Source organism: Paraburkholderia sp. J41 (assembly GCF_905220235.1).
Lineage (GTDB): Bacteria > Pseudomonadota > Gammaproteobacteria > Burkholderiales > Burkholderiaceae > Paraburkholderia.
This window is the reverse complement of record NZ_CAJMZE010000033.1, coordinates 44,492-61,823: the sequence shown is the minus strand read 5'-3', so window position 1 is coordinate 61,823 and position 17,332 is coordinate 44,492. Positions and strand designations below refer to the sequence as shown.

Here is a 17,332-nt window from a genome sequence, read left to right as displayed (position 1 = left end):
ATAGAGCGGCAAGGCGCGCCCGGCCAGGACGGGCGCGCCGCAGACCACGATCATAGCCGCAATCGGGGACGGAGTTATTACGCGTGTATCGGCGGCATGGGCGCTGTGGCAGTGGCGGCGCGCTTATTCCGGTTGATCGCGCGCGCGCAGTAAATCGTGCAGGCTGCGCGCCGCCGGTTTCAACGGCGTGCGATGTTGCGTCCAGCCCATCTGCTGCGCGGGCGCGAATGCGCGCAAACGCGTGGCGGCCCAGCGCAACGCGCGATAAGCGCGAGGATGCGCGAACGCGCCGCTCCAGAATCGCCAGACGAATTGCTCGCTTCTGGTGTGATTCGCGCCTTGCCCGCGCAGCGGATGCGCGACGCGTTCGTGCGGCGCGCGATTGGCCTCGGTGCGCAGGCGCACGAGCAGTTGCGGGATCGGAATGCGCACGGGGCATACTTCGCCGCATGCGCCGCACAGGCTCGAAGCGGTGGGCAGGTCGGCGGTGGCGTCGAGTCCGAGCAAATGCGGCGAGATGATCTTGCCGATCGGCCCCGGATAGGTCGTGCCGTACGCGTGCCCGCCGATGCGCGCATACACCGGGCAATGATTCATGCAGGCGCCGCAGCGAATGCATTGCAGCGTGGCGCGCAATTGCGCATCGGCATACGCTTGCGCGCGGCCATTGTCGAGGAGCACGAGATGCACCTCGCGCGGGCCGTCTTGCTCGCCCGCGCGCCGCGGACTGCTGATGAGGTTGAAGTAAGTCGTGATCGGCTGACCCGTTGCCGAGCGCGTGAGCAAACTCGAAAGCGGCACGATATGCGCGAGCTTGGCCACCACCTTTTCCATGCCCATGATCGCGATATGCACGTCGGGCACCGTGGTCGAAAGGCGGCCGTTGCCTTCGTTTTCGACGAGCCAGAGCGTGCCCGTGTCGGCGGCGGCGAAGTTCACGCCCGAAAGCCCGATCTGCGCATCGGCAAACGCACGGCGCAATGCGCGGCGGCCCGTTTGAACCAGCGTGTCGACGTCTTCGGAATAGGGCGTGCCGGGAATGTGCTGCTCGAATAACTGCGCGATATCGCCTTTCGTTTTGTGGATCGCGGGCATCACGATATGCGAAGGTTTTTCGCCGGCGAGTTGCACGATGTACTCGCCCATATCCGACTCGATGCATTCGATGCCGCGTTCCGCGAGGTAATGATTCAACTCGATCTCCTCGCTCGCCATCGACTTGCCTTTGATGACGCGCGTGGCCGCGTGGCGCTGGGCGATAGCATGAACGATGCGATTGGCCTCGTCGGCGGTTTCGGCCCAGTGGACCTGTACGCCGTTTTCGCGCAGCTTGACTTCGAGCCGTTCCAGCAGATCGGGCAAATGCGCGAGCGCATGCTGGCGTATGGCTTCGCCTAGATCGCGCAACGCTTCGCGTTCTTCGGCTTCGGGAAACTGCGCGGCGCGCTTCGTTTGCAGAAAGTCCATCGCGCCGCGAAAGCTCTTGCGCAATTGCGGGTCGTCGAGCGCGGCGCGTGCGCGCGCGCGAAATTCGGCGGTGGGGACGAAGTGCAGCGGCGTCGTGCTCATTGCGCGTGTTCCTCTTCGATCACGACGACCCACAGCGCGCGCGGACCGTGTGCGCCGTAAGCCGTGGTTTGCTGGATGTCCGAGGTTTTCGACGGGCCCGAGATCATGACGAGATTCGTCGGCATGGCGTCGCGCCAGCGTTCGGCGGCAACGGCGGCGTGCAGGTCCGCGTGCAGCGTGCGCGCGTGAACGAGCGCGACGTGCAGCGGCGGAACGAGCGAAACCGTGCGCGGCGAACCGGCGTCGGGCACGACGACAAGCGTGCCGGTGGCCGCGAGACCCGAACGCGCGACGGTGAAGCCCGCGTCGACGGTGTCGAAAAGTTCGGCTTTCCAGTGTTCGATCGGCTGCGCGAAGTCGCAGGCTCGAATGCCTGGCGGAAGCGCTTGCGCGAGTGCGTTGCCTTCGGCGCACGCCCGGTCCATCAGAAGGCGCCGCACGCCGGCCGCTGCGAGGCGCTGCGCAAGATCGGCGGCCCATGTCGATGCGTTCGCGCGTATCACCTGCGCGTGCGCCGCTTCGAGCATCTGCTGGAATCGTTCGATTAATTCGGATGCCGAATCATTTGCGAAAGGGCGATAAGCGGCGTAGTGAGCGTCGATACTGGCGTCCAGCGTTTCGGTGGAAGGCGGCGGCGTTTCGTGGCTCGTGTGATTCGCGTTGCCGCGAAGGCGCGCGAGCATGCGCGCGCGCGTGCTTTTCGTGTCGATGATATCGAGGGCCGCGCTCATGCTGCGTCGCCTCCGGTGCGCCGCCATAGAAACGACGCGAGATGTTCGACGGCGAGCGGCGCGCCGCGATGTTCGGCCGCGTGACCGATGTTGAGCAGGCAGCCGCAATCGGCGGAAACCAGGCGATGGCAGCCGGTCGCGCACGCCGAGGCGATCTTGTCGGCGACCATCGCGCCCGAGATGTCGGGGTGCTTGAGCGAGAACGTGCCGCCGAATCCGCAGCATTCCGACTCGCGCTCGTGCTCCACGCGCGTGACGCCGCGCAGGGCATCGACGGCTTCCACGCCATGCGTGCGCGTGCCCATCTCGCGCCGCGCGCCGCACGAGGTGTGCAGCACGACGCGTTCTTCGCGCTGCGCTGCCGCGCCGTACGCGCTGAAGTCGACATCGAGCACGCGCACGAGAAATTCCGTGAGTTCGTAGATGCGGCCCGAGAGTTCGCGGGCGCGGTCGGCGTCGGCGGAATCGTCGTCGAATAGCGCGGGCCAGTGGTGGCGCATCATGCCCGCGCATGAGCCCGAAGGCACGACCACGGGCCAGGGCTGCGCGAACAGGCCGAGTTGCGCGCGCGCGACTTCGCGTGCCTCGCGCGGGTTGCCGCTGCTGTACGCGGGTTGGCCGCAGCAGCTTTGTCGGCGCGGAAAGTGGACGGCGAGACCTTCGCGTTCGAGCAGCTTCACGGCGTCGAGGCCGGCTTGCGGCACGAACAGGTCGATCAGGCAGGTGGCGAAGAGATAGACGTCGGTGGGGCGTTCGGGGTAGGGGCGCGGTTGCATGTCTCGCTTCGATCGTTGTGGGCCGCGAGGCCGTATCGGCGCATAATTCCCGCTTAGAGCGGCGCAGGCAAACTGGTTGGACCAGTGCCGCGGACCAGGCGAGCGAGGAAACCGATGCGGGACAAGGAAGGCGCGCGCGGGCGCGTGGAAGCGGTGATGCGGCGGATGGAAACCGCGTTGCTTGGCGGCGCGTGGCGCGCGGGCGAAAAGCTGCCGTCGGAACGCACGCTTGCGCAGGACTACGGCGTGGCGCGCAACACCGTGCGCGAAGCGCTGCAACGGCTTGCCGCGCGCGGTCTCGTGCAAAGCCGGCACGGCGCGGGCGTGTTCGTGACCGATCAGTTGCGCACCGGCTTCGCTTCGCCGTGGGGCCAGCTCGTTGCCGATCATCCGGCGTTGCGCGACGACATACTCGAATTTCGCCGCGTGCTGGAAGGCGCGACGGCGTGGTTCGCGGCCTTGCGTGCGAGCGACGCCGAGCTTGCGGATATCCGCATGCAGATGTGCGAACTCGAACGCGCGCGCGACGCCGACGACAAATCGGCGGAAGCCATTGCCGACGCGAAGCTGCACGAAACCATCGCGCAGGCCTCGCATAACGCGATGTTTCTGCATCTGCACACGAGCGTGCTGGGCGTGCTGCGCGAACATATCGCCACGGGCGGCACGGGGTTGCGCGAGCAGAACGACGATGCCTCGGCGTTGCTGCTGCTTCAGCATCGCACCCTGTGCGACGCGATCCTGGCGCGGCGGCCCGAAGAGGCGCGCACGGCGATGCAAACCCATATCGACTTCGTGCGCGCGCGGCTGGACGCACCGCAAAGTGGTCGGACCAAAACGCCGGGGCGCGCCGGGACGCGCGGGAAAGCGCCGCGCCGCAACCGCCTCGCATCAGCCGCGCGCAAAGGCTGCTAAAGTTTGACGTCGCCTGAACGGCCCGACGAGCCGCCAAAAAACACACCGCCGAGGGAGCACGACATGAATGAGCGCGCCGCACAAATCATCTCACTGAGCGCCGTGACGCTAACCGTAAGCGACATCGAGCGTTCGGCGGCTTTTTATGCGGCGCTGGGTTTCGCGCGCAAGCCGGGGCCGGCCGTGGAAGGCTTCGCGTCGTTCGTGATGGGCGGCGGCGCGGACGCGGCGCAGACGTGCTACCTGAATCTGCTGGAAGCGCCGCACGGCGCCGTGGGCGGTTGGGGCCGCGCGATCTTCTACGTGGCGGACGTGGATGCGTTCTACGCCCACGTGACTGCATGCGGCGCGACGCCCGAATTCGCGCCGCGCGACGCGCCGTGGGGCGAGCGCTATTTTCATCTCGTCGACCCGGACGGCCACGAATTGAGCTTCGCGAAGCCGCTTGCGTGAGCCGGCGCGCACGAAACCGCGCGCGGCGACGCATTTGAAATATTCGTGACACTCGCCGCGCCGATAGTGGCGCGAGGCCGCGTCCGCGCGAGTGCGCGATGCGGGTTGCCAGATACCGAACGAGGAGAGAGTCGCCATGAATGAAATCGACCGCGCAGCGAGTGCCGAAGCGCAGGACCTCGAACAGCAGCGCCGCCAGCGTCTCAACGAAGAACTGATCGACGCCTACGACGAAGAACTGGAAATGGAAGTGGACGACCGTTTGCAGGAAGGCGGTCTGGAGATCAGCGAGGAAGCGCGCGCGTTGCGCCGCGTGTATTTCCGCGAGCTGATCCGTCTGCAAGGCGAACTCGTGAAGATGCAGGACTGGATTCAGAGCACGGGCCACCGTCTCGTGGTGATCTTCGAAGGCCGCGACGCGGCGGGCAAGGGCGGCGTCATCAAGCGCATCACGCAGCGCCTGAACCCGCGCATGTGCCGCGTGGCCGCGCTGCCGGCGCCGAACAACCGCGAGCGCACGCAATGGTATTTCCAGCGCTATGTGCAGCATCTGCCGGCGGGCGGCGAAATGGTGCTGTTCGACCGTAGCTGGTACAACCGCGCGGGCGTCGAGCGCGTGATGAACTTCTGCACCGACGAGGAATACGAAGAGTTCTTCCGCTCGGTGCCCGAGTTCGAAAAGATGCTGGTGCGCAGCGGCATCCAGATCGTCAAGTACTGGTTCTCGATCACCGACGACGAGCAGGAAGTGCGCTTCCAGAGCCGTATCGACGATCCGCTCAAGCAGTGGAAGCTTTCGCCGATGGACCTCGAAAGCCGCCGCCGCTGGGAAGCGTACACGCACGTCAAGGAAGTGATGCTGCAACGCTCGCATATTCCCGAGGCGCCGTGGTGGGTCGTGCAGGGCGTGGACAAGAAGCGCGCGCGCCTGAACTGCATGAGCCATCTGCTGAGCCAGGTGCCGTACCACGAGATCGAGCATCCGCAGGTCACGCTGCCCGCGCGCGTGCATCATCCGGACTACATTCGCCAGCCGGTGCCGCAGAGCATGATCGTGCCGGAGATTTATTGAGCGCCGTCTCTTCTCGCGCGCCCAGCAAAAAGCCGCGCATTCGCGCGGCTTTTCGTTTGCGCGAGCGGCGGTGTTGCCGCGCCGCCCGCTTACTGCAAGGCGCGGCTCAGAACACGTGCCGGAACGCCCAGTACAGCACGCCCGCCAGCACGATCGACGCGGGCAGCGTGAGCACCCACGCGAGCACGAGGCTGCGCACGGTGCCCCATTGGAGACCCGAGCCGTTCGCGGCCATCGCGCCGGCCACGCCCGAGGAAAGCACGTGCGTCGTGGAAACCGGCAGGCCGTAGACGTCCGCCGCGCCGATCGTTGCCATTGCCACGAGTTCGGCGCTCGCGCCCTGGCCGTAAGTCAGGTGCGTCTTGCCGATGCGCTCGCCCACCGTCACGACGATGCGCTTCCAGCCGACCATCGTGCCGAGGCCCAGAGCGATCGCCACGGCAACCTTCACCCACGTCGGGATGAACTTGGTCGCGTGGTCGATCTGGCCGCGAAAGTTGTCGATGGCCTTCGAATCGGCGGCGGAAAAGGCCACGGCCTTTTGCTTGTCGATCACGCGAATCGCTTCCGAAATCAGGTACATGTTGTTGCGCACGTTGTCGACGACCGACTGCGGCACCGCCGACATCGAGCCGTAGCCGCTCACCTGCGTGGCCACCGTGTTCGAGAGCGCGGCGAGCGCGGGCACGGTGGCGGGCGCGAGCGTGCGCGAGCCGACGAAGCGTTCGACCTCGCCGCGCGCGTCCGCGGGCGCGGGCACGCCGTTCGCATAGTTGCCGAGCGCATGCGTGGCTTCGTGCGCGACCGCGATGAAGGTTTGCGTTTGCTCGGCCGTGACCGCGCGGTTGAGCGCATAGGCCGTGGGCACCGTGCCGATCAGGATCAGCATGATGAGGCCCATGCCTTTCTGGCCGTCGTTCGAACCGTGCGCGAACGACACGCCCGTGCAGGTCAGAATGAGCAGCGCGCGAATCCAGAACGGCGGCGGCTCGTTGCCCTTCGGTTCGGCGTAGAGCGCGGGAACGCGCACCACGGCCTTGAGGACGAGCAGCAGCAGGCCGGCGAGCAGAAAGCCCACGATCGGCGAGAACAACAGCGACTTGCCCACGCCCACGGCCTGGCTCCAGTCCACGCCGCTCGTGCCGTTCGCGCCGTGCAGCATCTGGTTCATGAGACCGACGCCGATGATCGACCCGATCAGCGTGTGCGAGCTTGACGAAGGCAGGCCGAGATACCAGGTGCTGAGATTCCAGATGATCGCCGCGATCAACAGCGCGAACACCATCGCGAAGCCCGCGCTGCTGCCCACTTGCAGGATCAGTTCCACGGGGAGCAACTGAAGAATGCCGAATGCGACGGCGCCCGTCGACGTGAGCACGCCGAGAAAATTCCATGCGCCGGACCACATCACGGCGAGGTTGGGCGAAAGCGAATGCGTATAGATGACGGTCGCGACGGCGTTGGCCGTGTCGTGGAAGCCATTGACGAATTCGAAGCCGAGCGCGATGAGCAGCGCGATGCCGAGCAACACCCACGGCAATACGGAGCTTTCGCGCACGGGCGAGAGATCGTCGGCGAGGTGCATCGCCACGTAGACGGCGCCGGCCACGATCACGAGAAGGAATGCGAGCAGGCTCACATTGCGTCCGCGCGGCTGGGCGGCGCCCGGTTGAAGGGAAATATCCGGCATGGCGGGTGGACTCCTGGGGGATGGAGAAACGGCAAAGGTTTCGCCTTCGATCCTGACCAGCCTTCGTGTCGGTTTAATGACAGCGAGGCGCGGATAATTCCGCGGTACCGCCTGCAAATGCCGTGCAAACGATAGCTAACTCGCGTGAAAACACGAAATGGGGAATGCATGAAGCCCGCGCGGATTGCCGGGCTGTGTCGCGCGGTTGGCCCGCCGCGCATGCAAGTGGCGGGAGGTGCCGGACGACTTAAAACGGCAGGCCGCCGGACGAGACGACGCCGCCCGCGGAACGTGATTCCGCAGGCGTGTCGAAGGCCGGTTGCTTCACGCATGACGATTCGCGCGGCACGCGGCACGCGCGAGCGTGGAACTGCGGTGGCGGTAAAACGTCAACCCGGACGCCGCCTCGGCGTGGCGTGCTCGCGGCGGCCGGGCGAGAGGGCGAGAGCGCGCTCGTTTTCCGCCGATGGCGCCGCGAGCGCGGCGCGGTCAGCGCGCGGATTTCGAGAGACGATGCCCGAGGCCGAGGTTCGAGACGATCTGCCAGGTATAGACGCGCGAATAATGCACGCCGAACTGGCGGCCGATCAGCTCGCGCACGCGGCTGTTGGTCCACGCATCGCTCGGAAAGCCGTGTTCGCGCGCGGAGCCGTGCAGCGCGCTGGCGATCCAGCCCAACGCCGCCTGGTCGAGCACCGAAGGACGGCCGCCCACGCTCATTTGCTGGAGCGCGGCGAGACCGCCGTCCTCGACGATCGTCTTGTAGCGTCGCACTGTCTGGGCAGACAAGTGCAACGAATCGGCGACGGAATTGACAGTTGCGCCTTCCATCAACATCTGGCCGGCGGCCATTCTTCTTGCAACGCTTGGCAAATTCTCGGTTCGGGTAAGCATAGGTTCACTCGTCGACGAAAGATTGCGGTCATGCGGCTTGGTGGCGGCCGCTCCTGTAACCCTCTTTCCTGCAAGCGGGGTTCTGTCGCTTGCCACGCTCCTGCGCCAGCCTGCTGCGCGGTGCAAGATTCATGACGGACGGCGAAATCAACATCCGGCGAAGGATGCCTGTTGCGCAACACTTCGTGTTCCGCAGCGGATATTAATAATTGTTTTTGTAGGGAATGTGTATAGCTGCCGGAAAAATAGTCTGCTTGACTTGTCGTTTATCCTGACCTATCGGAAAAAAACGCCCAACTCGAGTTGCACAATAAATCTCATGACCATTGCATAAAATGCGATTTCGCCATGGCCGATTGGAAGTGGAACCGTTTTACGGGTTATTTACTGAAGAATGCCAAAGCCGCTATTCGTCTAATCGTTGATGCGTCAAATGCGCGATAAATGATGCAGAAGTATCGCCGATGCAAGATGTGCAATTTCCGTGATGGCTTGGCCGTTTGTGGGCACAATAGCCTTTCACTGGCATTACACGAGACAAATGAGCATCGACATCGGGACGAAGATCGAGCGCCTGCTCCGGCGCGCCGCGAGCCGCCGCGCGCTGGTGCCATATAACGCGTTTCATGCGCTGTTCGCGGCCGCGGTGCCGCTGCGCGAGCGTTACGACCGGCTCGAAGCCGTGGCGGCGGCGCTCTGCGAACCGCGCGAAGCCGATTATGTCGCGTTGCTTGCGACCGATTCGGGTTTGCCCGGCCCGGACTTTTTCGTGCGTTTCAAGCGGCTGCATGCCGAGCGTTATTATGCTAGGCGCTGATCGGCATCGCGCATTGCGTCTCGCCGAAAAGCGTCAGCTTGCGAGCGAATCGCGCGAACGCGTTTATGCGCATTACGCACTTCACGCGCAAATCGTTCGCGAACCCGCCGCTGAAATGGAGAAGGCGGAAAGCGTTTAAATGGCGCGAAAACTTACTCGGCCCGGTTGCGGTCGCGCACGAGAATCGACACGTAAATGGCGGTGCAGACAATGATTACCGCCACGCCCGCATACACTTTATTGTTATTGAATTCGATCAGCCCGACCACGGCAATGGCAATGCCCGTTGCGGAGCCGAGCGTGCCGATCGCGGCCACCAGAATGCGCAGCCGGCTCCATACGCGGCGGCGCCGTGCGGGGCCGGCGCCTTCCATAAACCGATGCAGTCGATCGAAGGACATGGTGGCTGTACCTCTGTGAATGCGATGGGGCAAACAGCGGGGAAAGTGCTTGCGTCGATCTCGCATTGATCTCGCATTGATTATAGGCAGCCGTTTTTTCATGCGCGTTCAGAAGCTTGCATTGCATCGGGTTGCTTCAAATGGCCCGGAGCGAGGCTGGAATGCGCACCGCTCGTTTGCAATCTTCTTGCGTTTTTTCGGGGCGTTTAAGTTTGTTTTAATTTTGCGCCGCCATGATGGGTTCGTCGGGTCGATTCGATAGTCGATTCGTGGTTGTTCTCTTCACGTCCCCTGTTGGCCGCCGATCGCATCGGCGGCCTTTTTTTGCGCGGGTTTCGGCCAGCGCCTCGGCCTGCATGGACCCGGCGCCTCAAACGTGCTCGGGAAAGCCGGCTCGGCCTTGCGTGAGATCGCGCAGGGCGTCGCGCGCGGCGTTGACGGCGCTCACGGGAAGCTGGATCGTGAGGCGCACTGTCATCGTGTAATGGCTTTCGGCGAGCGTGAACTGCGCTTGCTCGATCCAGTGGCGCACATGGGTTTCGTCGGGATAGCCGACCTCGACCGTGAGCCGCGCCTGGGCGATGCGCTCGATGCGCGGCGCGTTTTGCAGCGCGCTGGCAATGGCGTCGGTGTAGGCGCGCACGAGGCCGCCCGCGCCCAGCTTCACGCCGCCGTAATAACGCACGACCGCGGCGAGCACGCCGTCCAGATCGTGGTGGCGCAGCACTTCGAGAATCGGGCGGCCCGCGGTGCCGGAAGGCTCGCCGTCGTCGGACATGCCCGATTGCCCGCCCGCGAGCAACGCCCAGCACACATGCGTGGCGGTGGGGTGTTCCTCGCGCAGACGGCGCAACTCGGCCATCGCGGCTTCGCGGTCCGCGACGGGAATGGCTTGCGCGATGAATCGGCTCTTGCGGATGTCGAGTTCCGCGCTGACAGTGTGGGCAAGCGTGAAAGTGGGCAAAGCGGAAAGCCGGCGTACGACGGCGCGGAAGAAACCGTCATGTTAACCGAGGCCCAGCGCAGCGCGGCGGCGTTCCGCGAGCCCGTCCCCATATCTTGTCAGTTTACGTAACGGTTTCTTGCGCGAGATGCTAGTGACGCCCCGGCAGTGTGGGCCGATAATGCAGGACATGACGGGTCTAGCTCTGGCTGGAGCGAAGCCGAACTCCTCATTCGGTGATCCGTCATTCTCGTGATCTCTCGCGGCGCCGTTCTGGCGAAGCGTTTTCCCTAAAAAAATCCCCGGTCAGGACGTAGGGTCCGCCGACCGGGGGTCATAAGGCTCGCCTGTTCTCAAGAGGCGTTGTCACCTTACGTCCGCCAAAATCCGGCCGCAACGGAAAAAAAACGTGCGAAAAAAAGCCCGGCCATTGCTGACCGGGTGAATGAGAATACACCGTGCGCTCCGGGGAACGAAACGCTCGTCTACGTTACTCGCCGCTCGCGCGGGCGGCAACGTGTGCGCATTACCTGCAATTACCGACGACGGTCTTACGCACCGTACCGCGCGGCGCGTCCGTGGGCGATACGGGCGGAATGAAGCGCGATAAAGCGGAATAAAGCGAAATAGGCGGGAAAATGCGGCCGCAGCGGCGATTCGCGCCGGGACTCGCGGAAAGACTTGGCAAGATACGCGCTGGAGCGCCACGCCAATGCCAGGGAACATGCGCGGAAAATGCGCCGAGGCCGGTTTCCCTTATCGGGAAAACCGGCCTCGGTGTCTGCCTTCGGACGGCTCGCCGTCACGATCTCATGACGGGCGGCCATCCGGTAGCGCGACTCATGCGTGACTCATCGCCATGCGATCAGTAACGCGGGGGCGGCGGCGGACGGTGATCGTCGTGCCAGCGCTGCGGACCCGGATCGTGCGGATGACGGTGCATCCATTCGTCATGCTCCCAGTAACGGTGGCCGTCCCAGTAACGGTTGTCGTGCCAGCCGATCGACAGTTGCACGCCCACCGGCATCATGTGCGGCTCGCCGTATTGCGGCGCGGATTCGGCCCGTAGCGCGAACGGCGCCGACTGTGCGAATGCCGACGATGCGCCCATCAACGCGCCACCGGCGACAAGCGCGGCGGCCAGAGCGCGGGCGGGGGTCTTCCAGCTCTTCGTGTTCATGTTGTTACCTCCTCTGGGTTTCGTCGCCGCGTCGCAGCGGGTGCGTTGCGTTCGACCATGGAACGAAGCTTATCGGCTGAAAGCCCGCGAATACGTGACCACTTGTAAGCTTTCATTTCAAACGCCGCGCCGCGAAAACCCCCGTTTCTGACAGTTCGGCCTTGATACAAAACGGATTACCGCGTGTTTCTGACAATTCGCCCCTGCGCTTCGCGGCGCTGTTTGTCAATTGACGTTACATTCGCGGACCGGGCGTTGTCACGCAGACCGGTCGCATCAGTCCGATTCGGGTTCCCGCGCTGCGCCTTGAGCCGCGTCCTGTGCGGCCTCCTGGTCGATTGCGCTTCGCGATTTCATCTGCGCTCGCAGCTCGTATTTCTGGATCTTGCCCGTGGCCGTGCGCGGCAATTCGCCGAATTTCACGGTGCGCGGCACCTTGTAATGCGCAAGAAATTGGCGGCAATGCGCGACGATTTCTTCGGCGGTGGCGCTCATGCCGGGCCGCAACTCCACGAACGCGCAGGGCACTTCGCCCCATTTCGCGTCGGGCGTGGCGACGACGGCCGCGAGCGCGACCGCCGGATGGCGATACAGCGTGTCCTCGACCTCGATGCTCGATATGTTCTCGCCGCCGGAAATGATGATGTCCTTGCTGCGATCCGTGATGCGCACGTAGCCCTCGGGCGTCATGACGCCCACGTCGCCGGTATGGAACCAGCCGCCGCGAAACGCTTCCTCCGTCGCGCGCTCGTTCTTGAGATAGCCCTTCATGCAGATGTTGCCGCGGAACATGATTTCGCCGAGGGTTTCGCCGTCGGCGGGCACGGCTTCCAGCGTTTGCGCGTCGCGCACGCTCACGCCCGCCTGCAAGTGATAGCGCACGCCCTGACGCGCGGCGAGCTTCGCCTGCTCGTCCTCGGGCAGCGTTTTCCAGCGTTCCTGCACGGCGCACACGGCCGCCGGGCCGTACACCTCGGTCAAGCCGTACACGTGCGTGAGTTCGATGCCGATGGCCTTCATTTTCGCGATCACGGCCGGCGCGGGCGGCGCGCCCGCGACCATCGTGCGGACCGTGTGCGAGATGCCTTCGCGGTACGCGGCGGGCGCGTCGGCGAGCGCGCCTTGCACGATCGGCGCGCCGCAGTAATGCGTGACGTGCTCGTCCCGAATGAGATCGAACACGAGTTTGGCGTCAAACTTGCGCAGGCACACGTTCACGCCCGCGCGCGCCGCGACGGTCCACGCGAAGCACCAGCCGTTGCAGTGAAAGAGCGGCAGCGTCCAGAGATACGCGGGGTGCTTCGGCATGTCCCATTCGAGAATGTTGCTCACCGCGTTCAGGTAGGCGCCGCGATGGTGATAGACCACACCCTTCGGGTCGCCGGTCGTGCCCGACGTGTAGTTGAGCGCGATGGCGTCCCATTCGTCGCGTGGCGGCTTCCACGCGTAATCGGCGTCGCCTTGTTCGAGGAACGCTTCGTAGTCGATGGCGCGCGGGAAACACGCGGGGTCGGCGGGCGCGACATCGGCCACGCTGATGATTTTCAGCTCGGGAAATTCGAGCGCCGCGCGCTGCGCGAGCGAGGCGAATTCGGTGTCGACGATGAGCGCCTTCGCTTCGCCGTGGCGCAGCATGAACAGCATTGTGGCGACGTCGAGCCGCGTGTTGAGCGTGTTGAGCACCGCGCCGAGCATGGGCACGCCGAAGTGCGCCTCCACCATCGCCGGAATGTTGGGCAGCAGCACCGCCACGGTGTTGCCGCGCCCAATGCCGGCGCGCTCCAGCGCGCTGGCGAGGCGGCGCGTGCGCGCATAGGTTTCGCGCCAGTTGCGGCGCACGTTGCCATGAACCATCGCGAGGCGGTCGCCGTAGACTTCGGCGGCCCGCGCGATGAAGTCGACGGGCGTGAGCGGCACATAATTGGCTTCGCATTGCGCGAGCCCTTGTTCGAACGGATGCGGCATGGCGGTGTCTCCTTGAGCGTCGCGCGACGGGCGACCCTGGTTTTGTGAGTATGATGCGCGCTAACGTAGCAGGTCCGCGCGCGCCAGTCTGTCGCGGGCGCGACAGAGCGTGGAGCCGCGGGTCCGGCGCTTGTGCGTGCTTATGCTTGCGGTACGTGGCTCTGCGCCGATGTTTGGCTGCTTCGCGATGTGCCTGCTTCGCGATGTGCCGGTTTCACGCAACGTCCCATTTTCAACCGCCAGGAAGCCCGCAATGCCACCGACGATTTCGCATTCCGACGCCGCGCCGTTTCGCGAACCGGTGCGCGAAGGCGAACGCATCGACGCTTCGAACGCGCCGCGCTTGCGCACGCTGTTCGAGCGATGCGCGTGGTTTCGCGCGCTAACGGACAAGCATCGCGATTGGGTGATCGCCTCGTCGCACGCACAGGGTTATGGCGCGGGCGCCGTCGTGGCCGCGCGCGAGGCGCCTTCGGACTGGTGGCTCGGTGTGAGCGCCGGACTCGTGAAGCTCGCGATCTTCAACGCCTCCGGGCGCGGCTGCACGTTTTCGGGCGTGCCGCACGGCGGCTGGTTCGGCGAGGGCAGCGTAATCAAGCACGAGCCGCGCAAATACGACGTGATTGCGCTGCAACCGTCGCTGGTGATGGCCGTGCCCGCCGGGACGTTTCACCGGCTGATGGACAGCAGCCTGCCGTTCAACCGCTTCGTGATTCATCAGCTCAACAACCGCATGGGCGAATTCATCGCGCTGATTCAGAACAGCCGTTTGCTCGATGTCGATGCGCGGGTGGCGCAGGCGCTCGCGCAAATGTTCAATCCCGATCTTTATCCTGAAACGGGCCGTGCGTTGGACATTTCACAGGAAGAGATCGGCATGCTGGCGGGCGCCTCGCGGCAGCGGATCAACCAGGCGTTGCAGACGCTCGAGCGCGACGGTCTGGTCGCGCTTTCGTACCACCGCGTGAACGTGCTCGACCTCGACGGCTTGCGCGCATTCGGGCGCGAGCAGATTTGAGGCGAGCGATGATCGGTAATCGGTAATCGGTAATCGGTGAGCGATGATCGGTGAGCGAGGCGCGGTCGCTCAGCGATCGAGCGCGAGCCGCGCGCCGATACCGACCAGCACCACGCCCATTGCCGCGTCGATCGGACGGCGCAGCTTGCGGTAGCCGCGCTGCACGCGCTCGGTGGAGAACAGCAGCGCCATTGCGGTGAACCAGCAGATGGACACGCCCGCCACCGTGACCACGGTGGCCGCATGTACCCAGCCGGGCGCATGCGCGGGCAGCAGCGTGACGAACAGGCTGCCGAAAAATGCCGCCGCTTTCGGATTCGTGAGGCCGACCAGCAGGCCGCGCCGGTACGAATGCGCCGCGCCGGTTTGCTTCGCGGCGGCCGTGGGTTCGGCGGCGCGCGCGCCTTGACGCAGACTCATGAGAATGCGCACGCCGAGATAAAGCAGATACACCGCGCCCGCGATACGGATGCCTTCATAAAGCCACGCGAGCTGCGTGAGCACGATGCCGAGACCGAACACCGCGAGCAACGCCCACAAGCCGTGCGACGTGGCGATGCCCGCCGCCGCGAACAGACCGGCGCGGCGGCGCGCGAACGCGTGCGAGGTGACGGCGAGCATGTCCGGGCCGGGGCTCGCGCAGGCGAGCAGCATGACGCCGGCAATGGCGGCGAGTTGGGGCAGGAAGTTCATGGTGTGACGCTTTCGGGCGGTTGTGCAACGGAGCGATGAATCAGCGAGCGTCGAGGATACCGCGAACGCCGGCGCCGCGCTGTCGAAATCCGGTAATCCGGCGATTCAGCGATCCGGCGATCCGGCAATCCGGCGATTGGGCGATTCAGCGATTCAGCGATGCGGCGATGCGGCGATCAAGCGATGCGGCGATTGGGCGATCCGGCGATCCGGCGACGCGGCGATCCGGCGACGCGGTGATGCGGCGATGCGGCGATGCCGCGATCCGGCAATCCAGCGATGCCCCGATCAAGCGTCCGGCGGCACGCCCAGCAGTTGCAGCGTGCCTGCCGTCACGCCCGAGAATACCGGCCCCGCCACCGTGCCGCCGTAGAACGAGCCGCCCACGGGATCGTCGATCATCACGGCCACGATCACGCGCGGCGCGCTCATCGGCGCCATGCCCACGAACAGCGCGCGGTAGCGGTTCTTCGCGTAGCCTGCGCCGATCTGCTTGCGTGCCGTGCCCGTTTTGCCGCCCACGCGATAGCCTTCGACGTTCGCCGCGCGGCCGGTGCCGCCGTCGCCCGTGGCCATTTCGAGCATTTCGCGCATGGCGGCGGCCGTGGCCGGCGTGGTGACGCGCTGCGGCGCGCGCGCGGGCGCGGCGCCGTGTATCAAAGTGGCGGGGTGGAGCGTGCCGTCGCCGGCATACGCGGTGTAGACCTGCGCCATTTGCAACAGCGACGCGGAAAGGCCGTAGCCGTACGCCATGGTCGCTTGCTCGATCGGGCGCCAGCGCGCCCACGGCCGCACGCGCCCCGCCGCGACGCCGGGGAACGTCACGCCGGGCCGCTGGCCGAGCCCGTATTCCTGATACTTGTCCCAGATGGTTTGCGCCGGCAGGTTGAGCGCGAGCTTCGCGAGCGCGATGTTGCTCGACTTCTGGATGGCTTGCGCAACCGTCATGCGGCCGTGGTTCGAGGTGTCGTGAATCGTGGCCGGGCCGATGCGGTACGTGCCCGGCGTGGTGTCGATCACCGTGTTCGCGTTCACGCGCCGCAAGTCCATCGCGAGCGAAACGACCACGGGCTTGATCGTCGATCCGGGCTCGAACGTGTCGATCACGGCGCGATTGCGCAACTGCCTGCCGGTGAGGCGCGCGCGGTCGTTCGGGTCGAACGACGGCCAGTTGGCGAGCGCCAGAATCTCGCCGTTGCGCGCGTCGAGCACGACCACGCTGCCCGCTTCGGCGCGGTGTTTCGCCACGGCCGCCTTGAGCTGCGTGTAGGCAAGCTGCTGCACGCGGCGGTCGATCGTCAATTGCACCGTTTCGCCATTGCGCGGCTGCACGGGCGGCACGGTTTCGGAGATCACGCGGCCAAGCCGGTCGCGGATCACTTCGCGCTGGCCCGGCGTGCCTTGCAGACGCGCTTGCGCGGCGAGTTCGACGCCTTCCTGGCCCGCGTCCTCCACGTCGGTGAATCCCACGACGTGCGCCGCCGACTCGCCTTCCGGGTAATAGCGCCGCGAGTCGGCGATGAGCGTGATGCCGCCGGTTGCCATTTCGTCGATATGCGCGGCGGTTTCGAGGTCCACCTGGCGTTTGAGCAGCACGAACGAGCGGTCGCCGGCAAGACGCCGCTCCAGTTCCTTCAGCGGCATCGCCAGCATGCGCGCGAGCGGCGCACGCGCGGCGGCGTCGAACTGTTTCGGCGTGGCCCAGACCTCGAAGGTCGCGAGGCTCACCGCGAGCAGCGCGCCGTTGCGGTCGGTGATGCGCCCGCGCATGGCGTCGAGTTCGAGCGTGCGCTGGTAGCGTTTTTGCCCTTGCTTCACGTAGAAGTCGTGATTGCCGACCTGCACCCAGAACGCGCGCCCCGCGAGCGCCGCAAACGCCGCGAACGTGACGAACACGAGGAACCGCGAACGCCACGCGGGCAGGCGCGGCGCGAGCATCGGATGACGGGTCGCGGTGGCGTGCGGGTCGCGCGGTGGTTTGCGGATTCGGTTCATGGAGAGCGTGGCGGCGCGAAATGGAATTTCATTGTAAACAAGATGTAATTTAAATGAAACGATGCGGGCGCGGCGGCGGCGCGCACCGAGCGCCGTCATCCGAAGAAACGGCGGAAAGGAGAAAGGCGAGCGGAAAAGAAGCGGAAAAAAGAAACGGAAAAAGAAGCGGAAAAATACGCGGAAAAAGAAACGGGCCGCGGAACGCGGCCCGAAATCGCAA

At 65.3% G+C, this 17,332-nt stretch carries 17 protein-coding genes; 5 read left to right on the top strand and 12 right to left on the bottom strand.

The window, feature by feature from the left end; all coding sequences use genetic code 11:
* Positions 1–123: 123 nt before the first annotated feature.
* The 3 genes from U5805_RS25865 to U5805_RS25855 are packed head-to-tail and all read right to left on the bottom strand — an operon-like array spanning position 124 to position 3,076.
* A complete protein-coding gene (locus U5805_RS25865) occupies positions 124–1,569 on the bottom strand; it encodes a LutB/LldF family L-lactate oxidation iron-sulfur protein (RefSeq protein WP_322106356.1) in 1,446 nt (481 codons plus the stop codon).
* Positions 1,566–2,300, bottom strand: a complete 735-nt coding sequence (locus tag U5805_RS25860) for a LutC/YkgG family protein (RefSeq protein ID WP_322106355.1) — start codon at positions 2,298–2,300, stop codon at positions 1,566–1,568. The genes U5805_RS25865 and U5805_RS25860 overlap by 4 nt, the downstream gene beginning before the upstream one ends.
* On the bottom strand, positions 2,297–3,076 hold the full coding sequence (locus U5805_RS25855) for a (Fe-S)-binding protein (RefSeq protein ID WP_322106354.1): 780 nt from the start codon (positions 3,074–3,076) through the stop codon (positions 2,297–2,299). The genes U5805_RS25860 and U5805_RS25855 overlap by 4 nt, the downstream gene beginning before the upstream one ends.
* A 114-nt stretch (positions 3,077–3,190) precedes the next feature.
* Here U5805_RS25855 and U5805_RS25850 point away from each other — a divergent pair, with 114 nt between their 5' ends.
* The 3 genes from U5805_RS25850 (at position 3,191) to ppk2 (ending at position 5,516) form a co-directional block, all read left to right on the top strand.
* Positions 3,191–3,991, top strand: a complete 801-nt coding sequence (locus tag U5805_RS25850; RefSeq protein WP_322106353.1) for a FadR/GntR family transcriptional regulator — start codon at positions 3,191–3,193, stop codon at positions 3,989–3,991.
* A gap of 63 nt (positions 3,992–4,054) precedes the next feature.
* Entirely contained in the window at positions 4,055–4,444 is a 390-nt protein-coding gene (locus U5805_RS25845) for a VOC family protein (RefSeq protein ID WP_322106352.1), read from the top strand.
* Between the two features lie 136 nt (positions 4,445–4,580).
* Complete coding sequence (gene ppk2, locus U5805_RS25840) at positions 4,581–5,516, top strand: polyphosphate kinase 2 (protein WP_322106351.1); 936 nt, start codon at positions 4,581–4,583, stop codon at positions 5,514–5,516.
* A 106-nt stretch (positions 5,517–5,622) separates the two neighbouring features.
* Here the strand turns inward: ppk2 and U5805_RS25835 are convergent, their stop codons facing one another.
* A complete protein-coding gene (locus U5805_RS25835) occupies positions 5,623–7,206 on the bottom strand; it encodes an inorganic phosphate transporter (RefSeq protein WP_322106350.1) in 1,584 nt (527 codons plus the stop codon).
* A gap of 489 nt (positions 7,207–7,695) precedes the next feature.
* Positions 7,696–8,058 (bottom strand): transposase, encoded by a 363-nt coding sequence (locus U5805_RS25830; RefSeq protein ID WP_322106349.1) that lies wholly within the window; start codon positions 8,056–8,058, stop codon positions 7,696–7,698.
* Positions 8,059–8,641: 583 nt separating this feature from the next.
* On the opposite strand from U5805_RS25830, the gene U5805_RS25825 reads away from it, so the two are divergent.
* The gene (locus tag U5805_RS25825; protein ID WP_322106348.1) at positions 8,642–8,917 is read left to right on the top strand and encodes a hypothetical protein; all 276 of its coding nucleotides are present in this window, start codon (positions 8,642–8,644) and stop codon (positions 8,915–8,917) included.
* Between the two features lie 152 nt (positions 8,918–9,069).
* On the opposite strand, the gene U5805_RS25820 is transcribed toward U5805_RS25825, so the two are convergent.
* The 5 genes from U5805_RS25820 to U5805_RS25800 form a co-directional block, all read right to left on the bottom strand.
* Positions 9,070–9,318 (bottom strand): hypothetical protein, encoded by a 249-nt coding sequence (locus U5805_RS25820; RefSeq protein WP_322106347.1) that lies wholly within the window; start codon positions 9,316–9,318, stop codon positions 9,070–9,072.
* 370 nt (positions 9,319–9,688) lie between these two features.
* Positions 9,689–10,282, bottom strand: a complete 594-nt coding sequence (locus U5805_RS25815; RefSeq protein WP_322106346.1) for a YigZ family protein — start codon at positions 10,280–10,282, stop codon at positions 9,689–9,691.
* Between the two features lie 530 nt (positions 10,283–10,812).
* The gene (locus tag U5805_RS25810; protein ID WP_322106345.1) at positions 10,813–11,088 is read right to left on the bottom strand and encodes a hypothetical protein; all 276 of its coding nucleotides are present in this window, start codon (positions 11,086–11,088) and stop codon (positions 10,813–10,815) included.
* 38 nt (positions 11,089–11,126) lie between these two features.
* Entirely contained in the window at positions 11,127–11,441 is a 315-nt protein-coding gene (locus U5805_RS25805) for a hypothetical protein (RefSeq protein WP_322106344.1), read from the bottom strand.
* 276 nt (positions 11,442–11,717) lie between these two features.
* Positions 11,718–13,406 carry an acyl-CoA synthetase gene (locus tag U5805_RS25800; RefSeq protein WP_322106343.1) on the bottom strand — a complete coding sequence of 563 codons (1,689 nt, stop codon included), beginning with the start codon at positions 13,404–13,406 and terminating at the stop codon, positions 11,718–11,720.
* A 253-nt stretch (positions 13,407–13,659) separates the two neighbouring features.
* On the opposite strand from U5805_RS25800, the gene U5805_RS25795 reads away from it, so the two are divergent.
* Positions 13,660–14,424 (top strand): Crp/Fnr family transcriptional regulator, encoded by a 765-nt coding sequence (locus tag U5805_RS25795; RefSeq protein WP_322106342.1) that lies wholly within the window; start codon positions 13,660–13,662, stop codon positions 14,422–14,424.
* Positions 14,425–14,493: 69 nt separating this feature from the next.
* On the opposite strand, the gene U5805_RS25790 is transcribed toward U5805_RS25795, so the two are convergent.
* Together U5805_RS25790 and U5805_RS25785 are read right to left on the bottom strand one after the other, a co-directional pair.
* Positions 14,494–15,117: a LysE family translocator gene (locus tag U5805_RS25790; RefSeq protein ID WP_322106341.1), complete on the bottom strand. Its 624-nt coding sequence runs from the start codon at positions 15,115–15,117 to the stop codon at positions 14,494–14,496.
* Between the two features lie 288 nt (positions 15,118–15,405).
* Positions 15,406–17,112, bottom strand: a complete 1,707-nt coding sequence (locus tag U5805_RS25785; RefSeq protein ID WP_322106340.1) for a penicillin-binding protein 2 — start codon at positions 17,110–17,112, stop codon at positions 15,406–15,408.
* Positions 17,113–17,332 lie beyond the last annotated feature (220 nt).

Coding starts and splice junctions, on each gene's coding strand:
- U5805_RS25865 (WP_322106356.1), bottom strand. CDS start 1,569: ATGAGCACGACGCCGCTGCACTTCGTCCCCACCGCCGAATTTCGCGCG.
- U5805_RS25810 (WP_322106345.1), bottom strand. CDS start 11,088: ATGGCCGCCCGTCATGAGATCGTGACGGCGAGCCGTCCGAAGGCAGAC.
- U5805_RS25845 (WP_322106352.1), top strand. CDS start 4,055: ATGAATGAGCGCGCCGCACAAATCATCTCACTGAGCGCCGTGACGCTA.
- U5805_RS25785 (WP_322106340.1), bottom strand. CDS start 17,112: ATGAACCGAATCCGCAAACCACCGCGCGACCCGCACGCCACCGCGACC.
- U5805_RS25860 (WP_322106355.1), bottom strand. CDS start 2,300: ATGAGCGCGGCCCTCGATATCATCGACACGAAAAGCACGCGCGCGCGC.
- U5805_RS25800 (WP_322106343.1), bottom strand. CDS start 13,406: ATGCCGCATCCGTTCGAACAAGGGCTCGCGCAATGCGAAGCCAATTAT.
- U5805_RS25825 (WP_322106348.1), top strand. CDS start 8,642: ATGAGCATCGACATCGGGACGAAGATCGAGCGCCTGCTCCGGCGCGCC.
- ppk2 (WP_322106351.1), top strand. CDS start 4,581: ATGAATGAAATCGACCGCGCAGCGAGTGCCGAAGCGCAGGACCTCGAA.
- U5805_RS25820 (WP_322106347.1), bottom strand. CDS start 9,318: ATGTCCTTCGATCGACTGCATCGGTTTATGGAAGGCGCCGGCCCCGCA.
- U5805_RS25805 (WP_322106344.1), bottom strand. CDS start 11,441: ATGAACACGAAGAGCTGGAAGACCCCCGCCCGCGCTCTGGCCGCCGCG.
- U5805_RS25795 (WP_322106342.1), top strand. CDS start 13,660: ATGCCACCGACGATTTCGCATTCCGACGCCGCGCCGTTTCGCGAACCG.
- U5805_RS25790 (WP_322106341.1), bottom strand. CDS start 15,117: ATGAACTTCCTGCCCCAACTCGCCGCCATTGCCGGCGTCATGCTGCTC.
- U5805_RS25835 (WP_322106350.1), bottom strand. CDS start 7,206: ATGCCGGATATTTCCCTTCAACCGGGCGCCGCCCAGCCGCGCGGACGC.
- U5805_RS25855 (WP_322106354.1), bottom strand. CDS start 3,076: ATGCAACCGCGCCCCTACCCCGAACGCCCCACCGACGTCTATCTCTTC.
- U5805_RS25830 (WP_322106349.1), bottom strand. CDS start 8,058: ATGGCCGCCGGCCAGATGTTGATGGAAGGCGCAACTGTCAATTCCGTC.
- U5805_RS25850 (WP_322106353.1), top strand. CDS start 3,191: ATGCGGGACAAGGAAGGCGCGCGCGGGCGCGTGGAAGCGGTGATGCGG.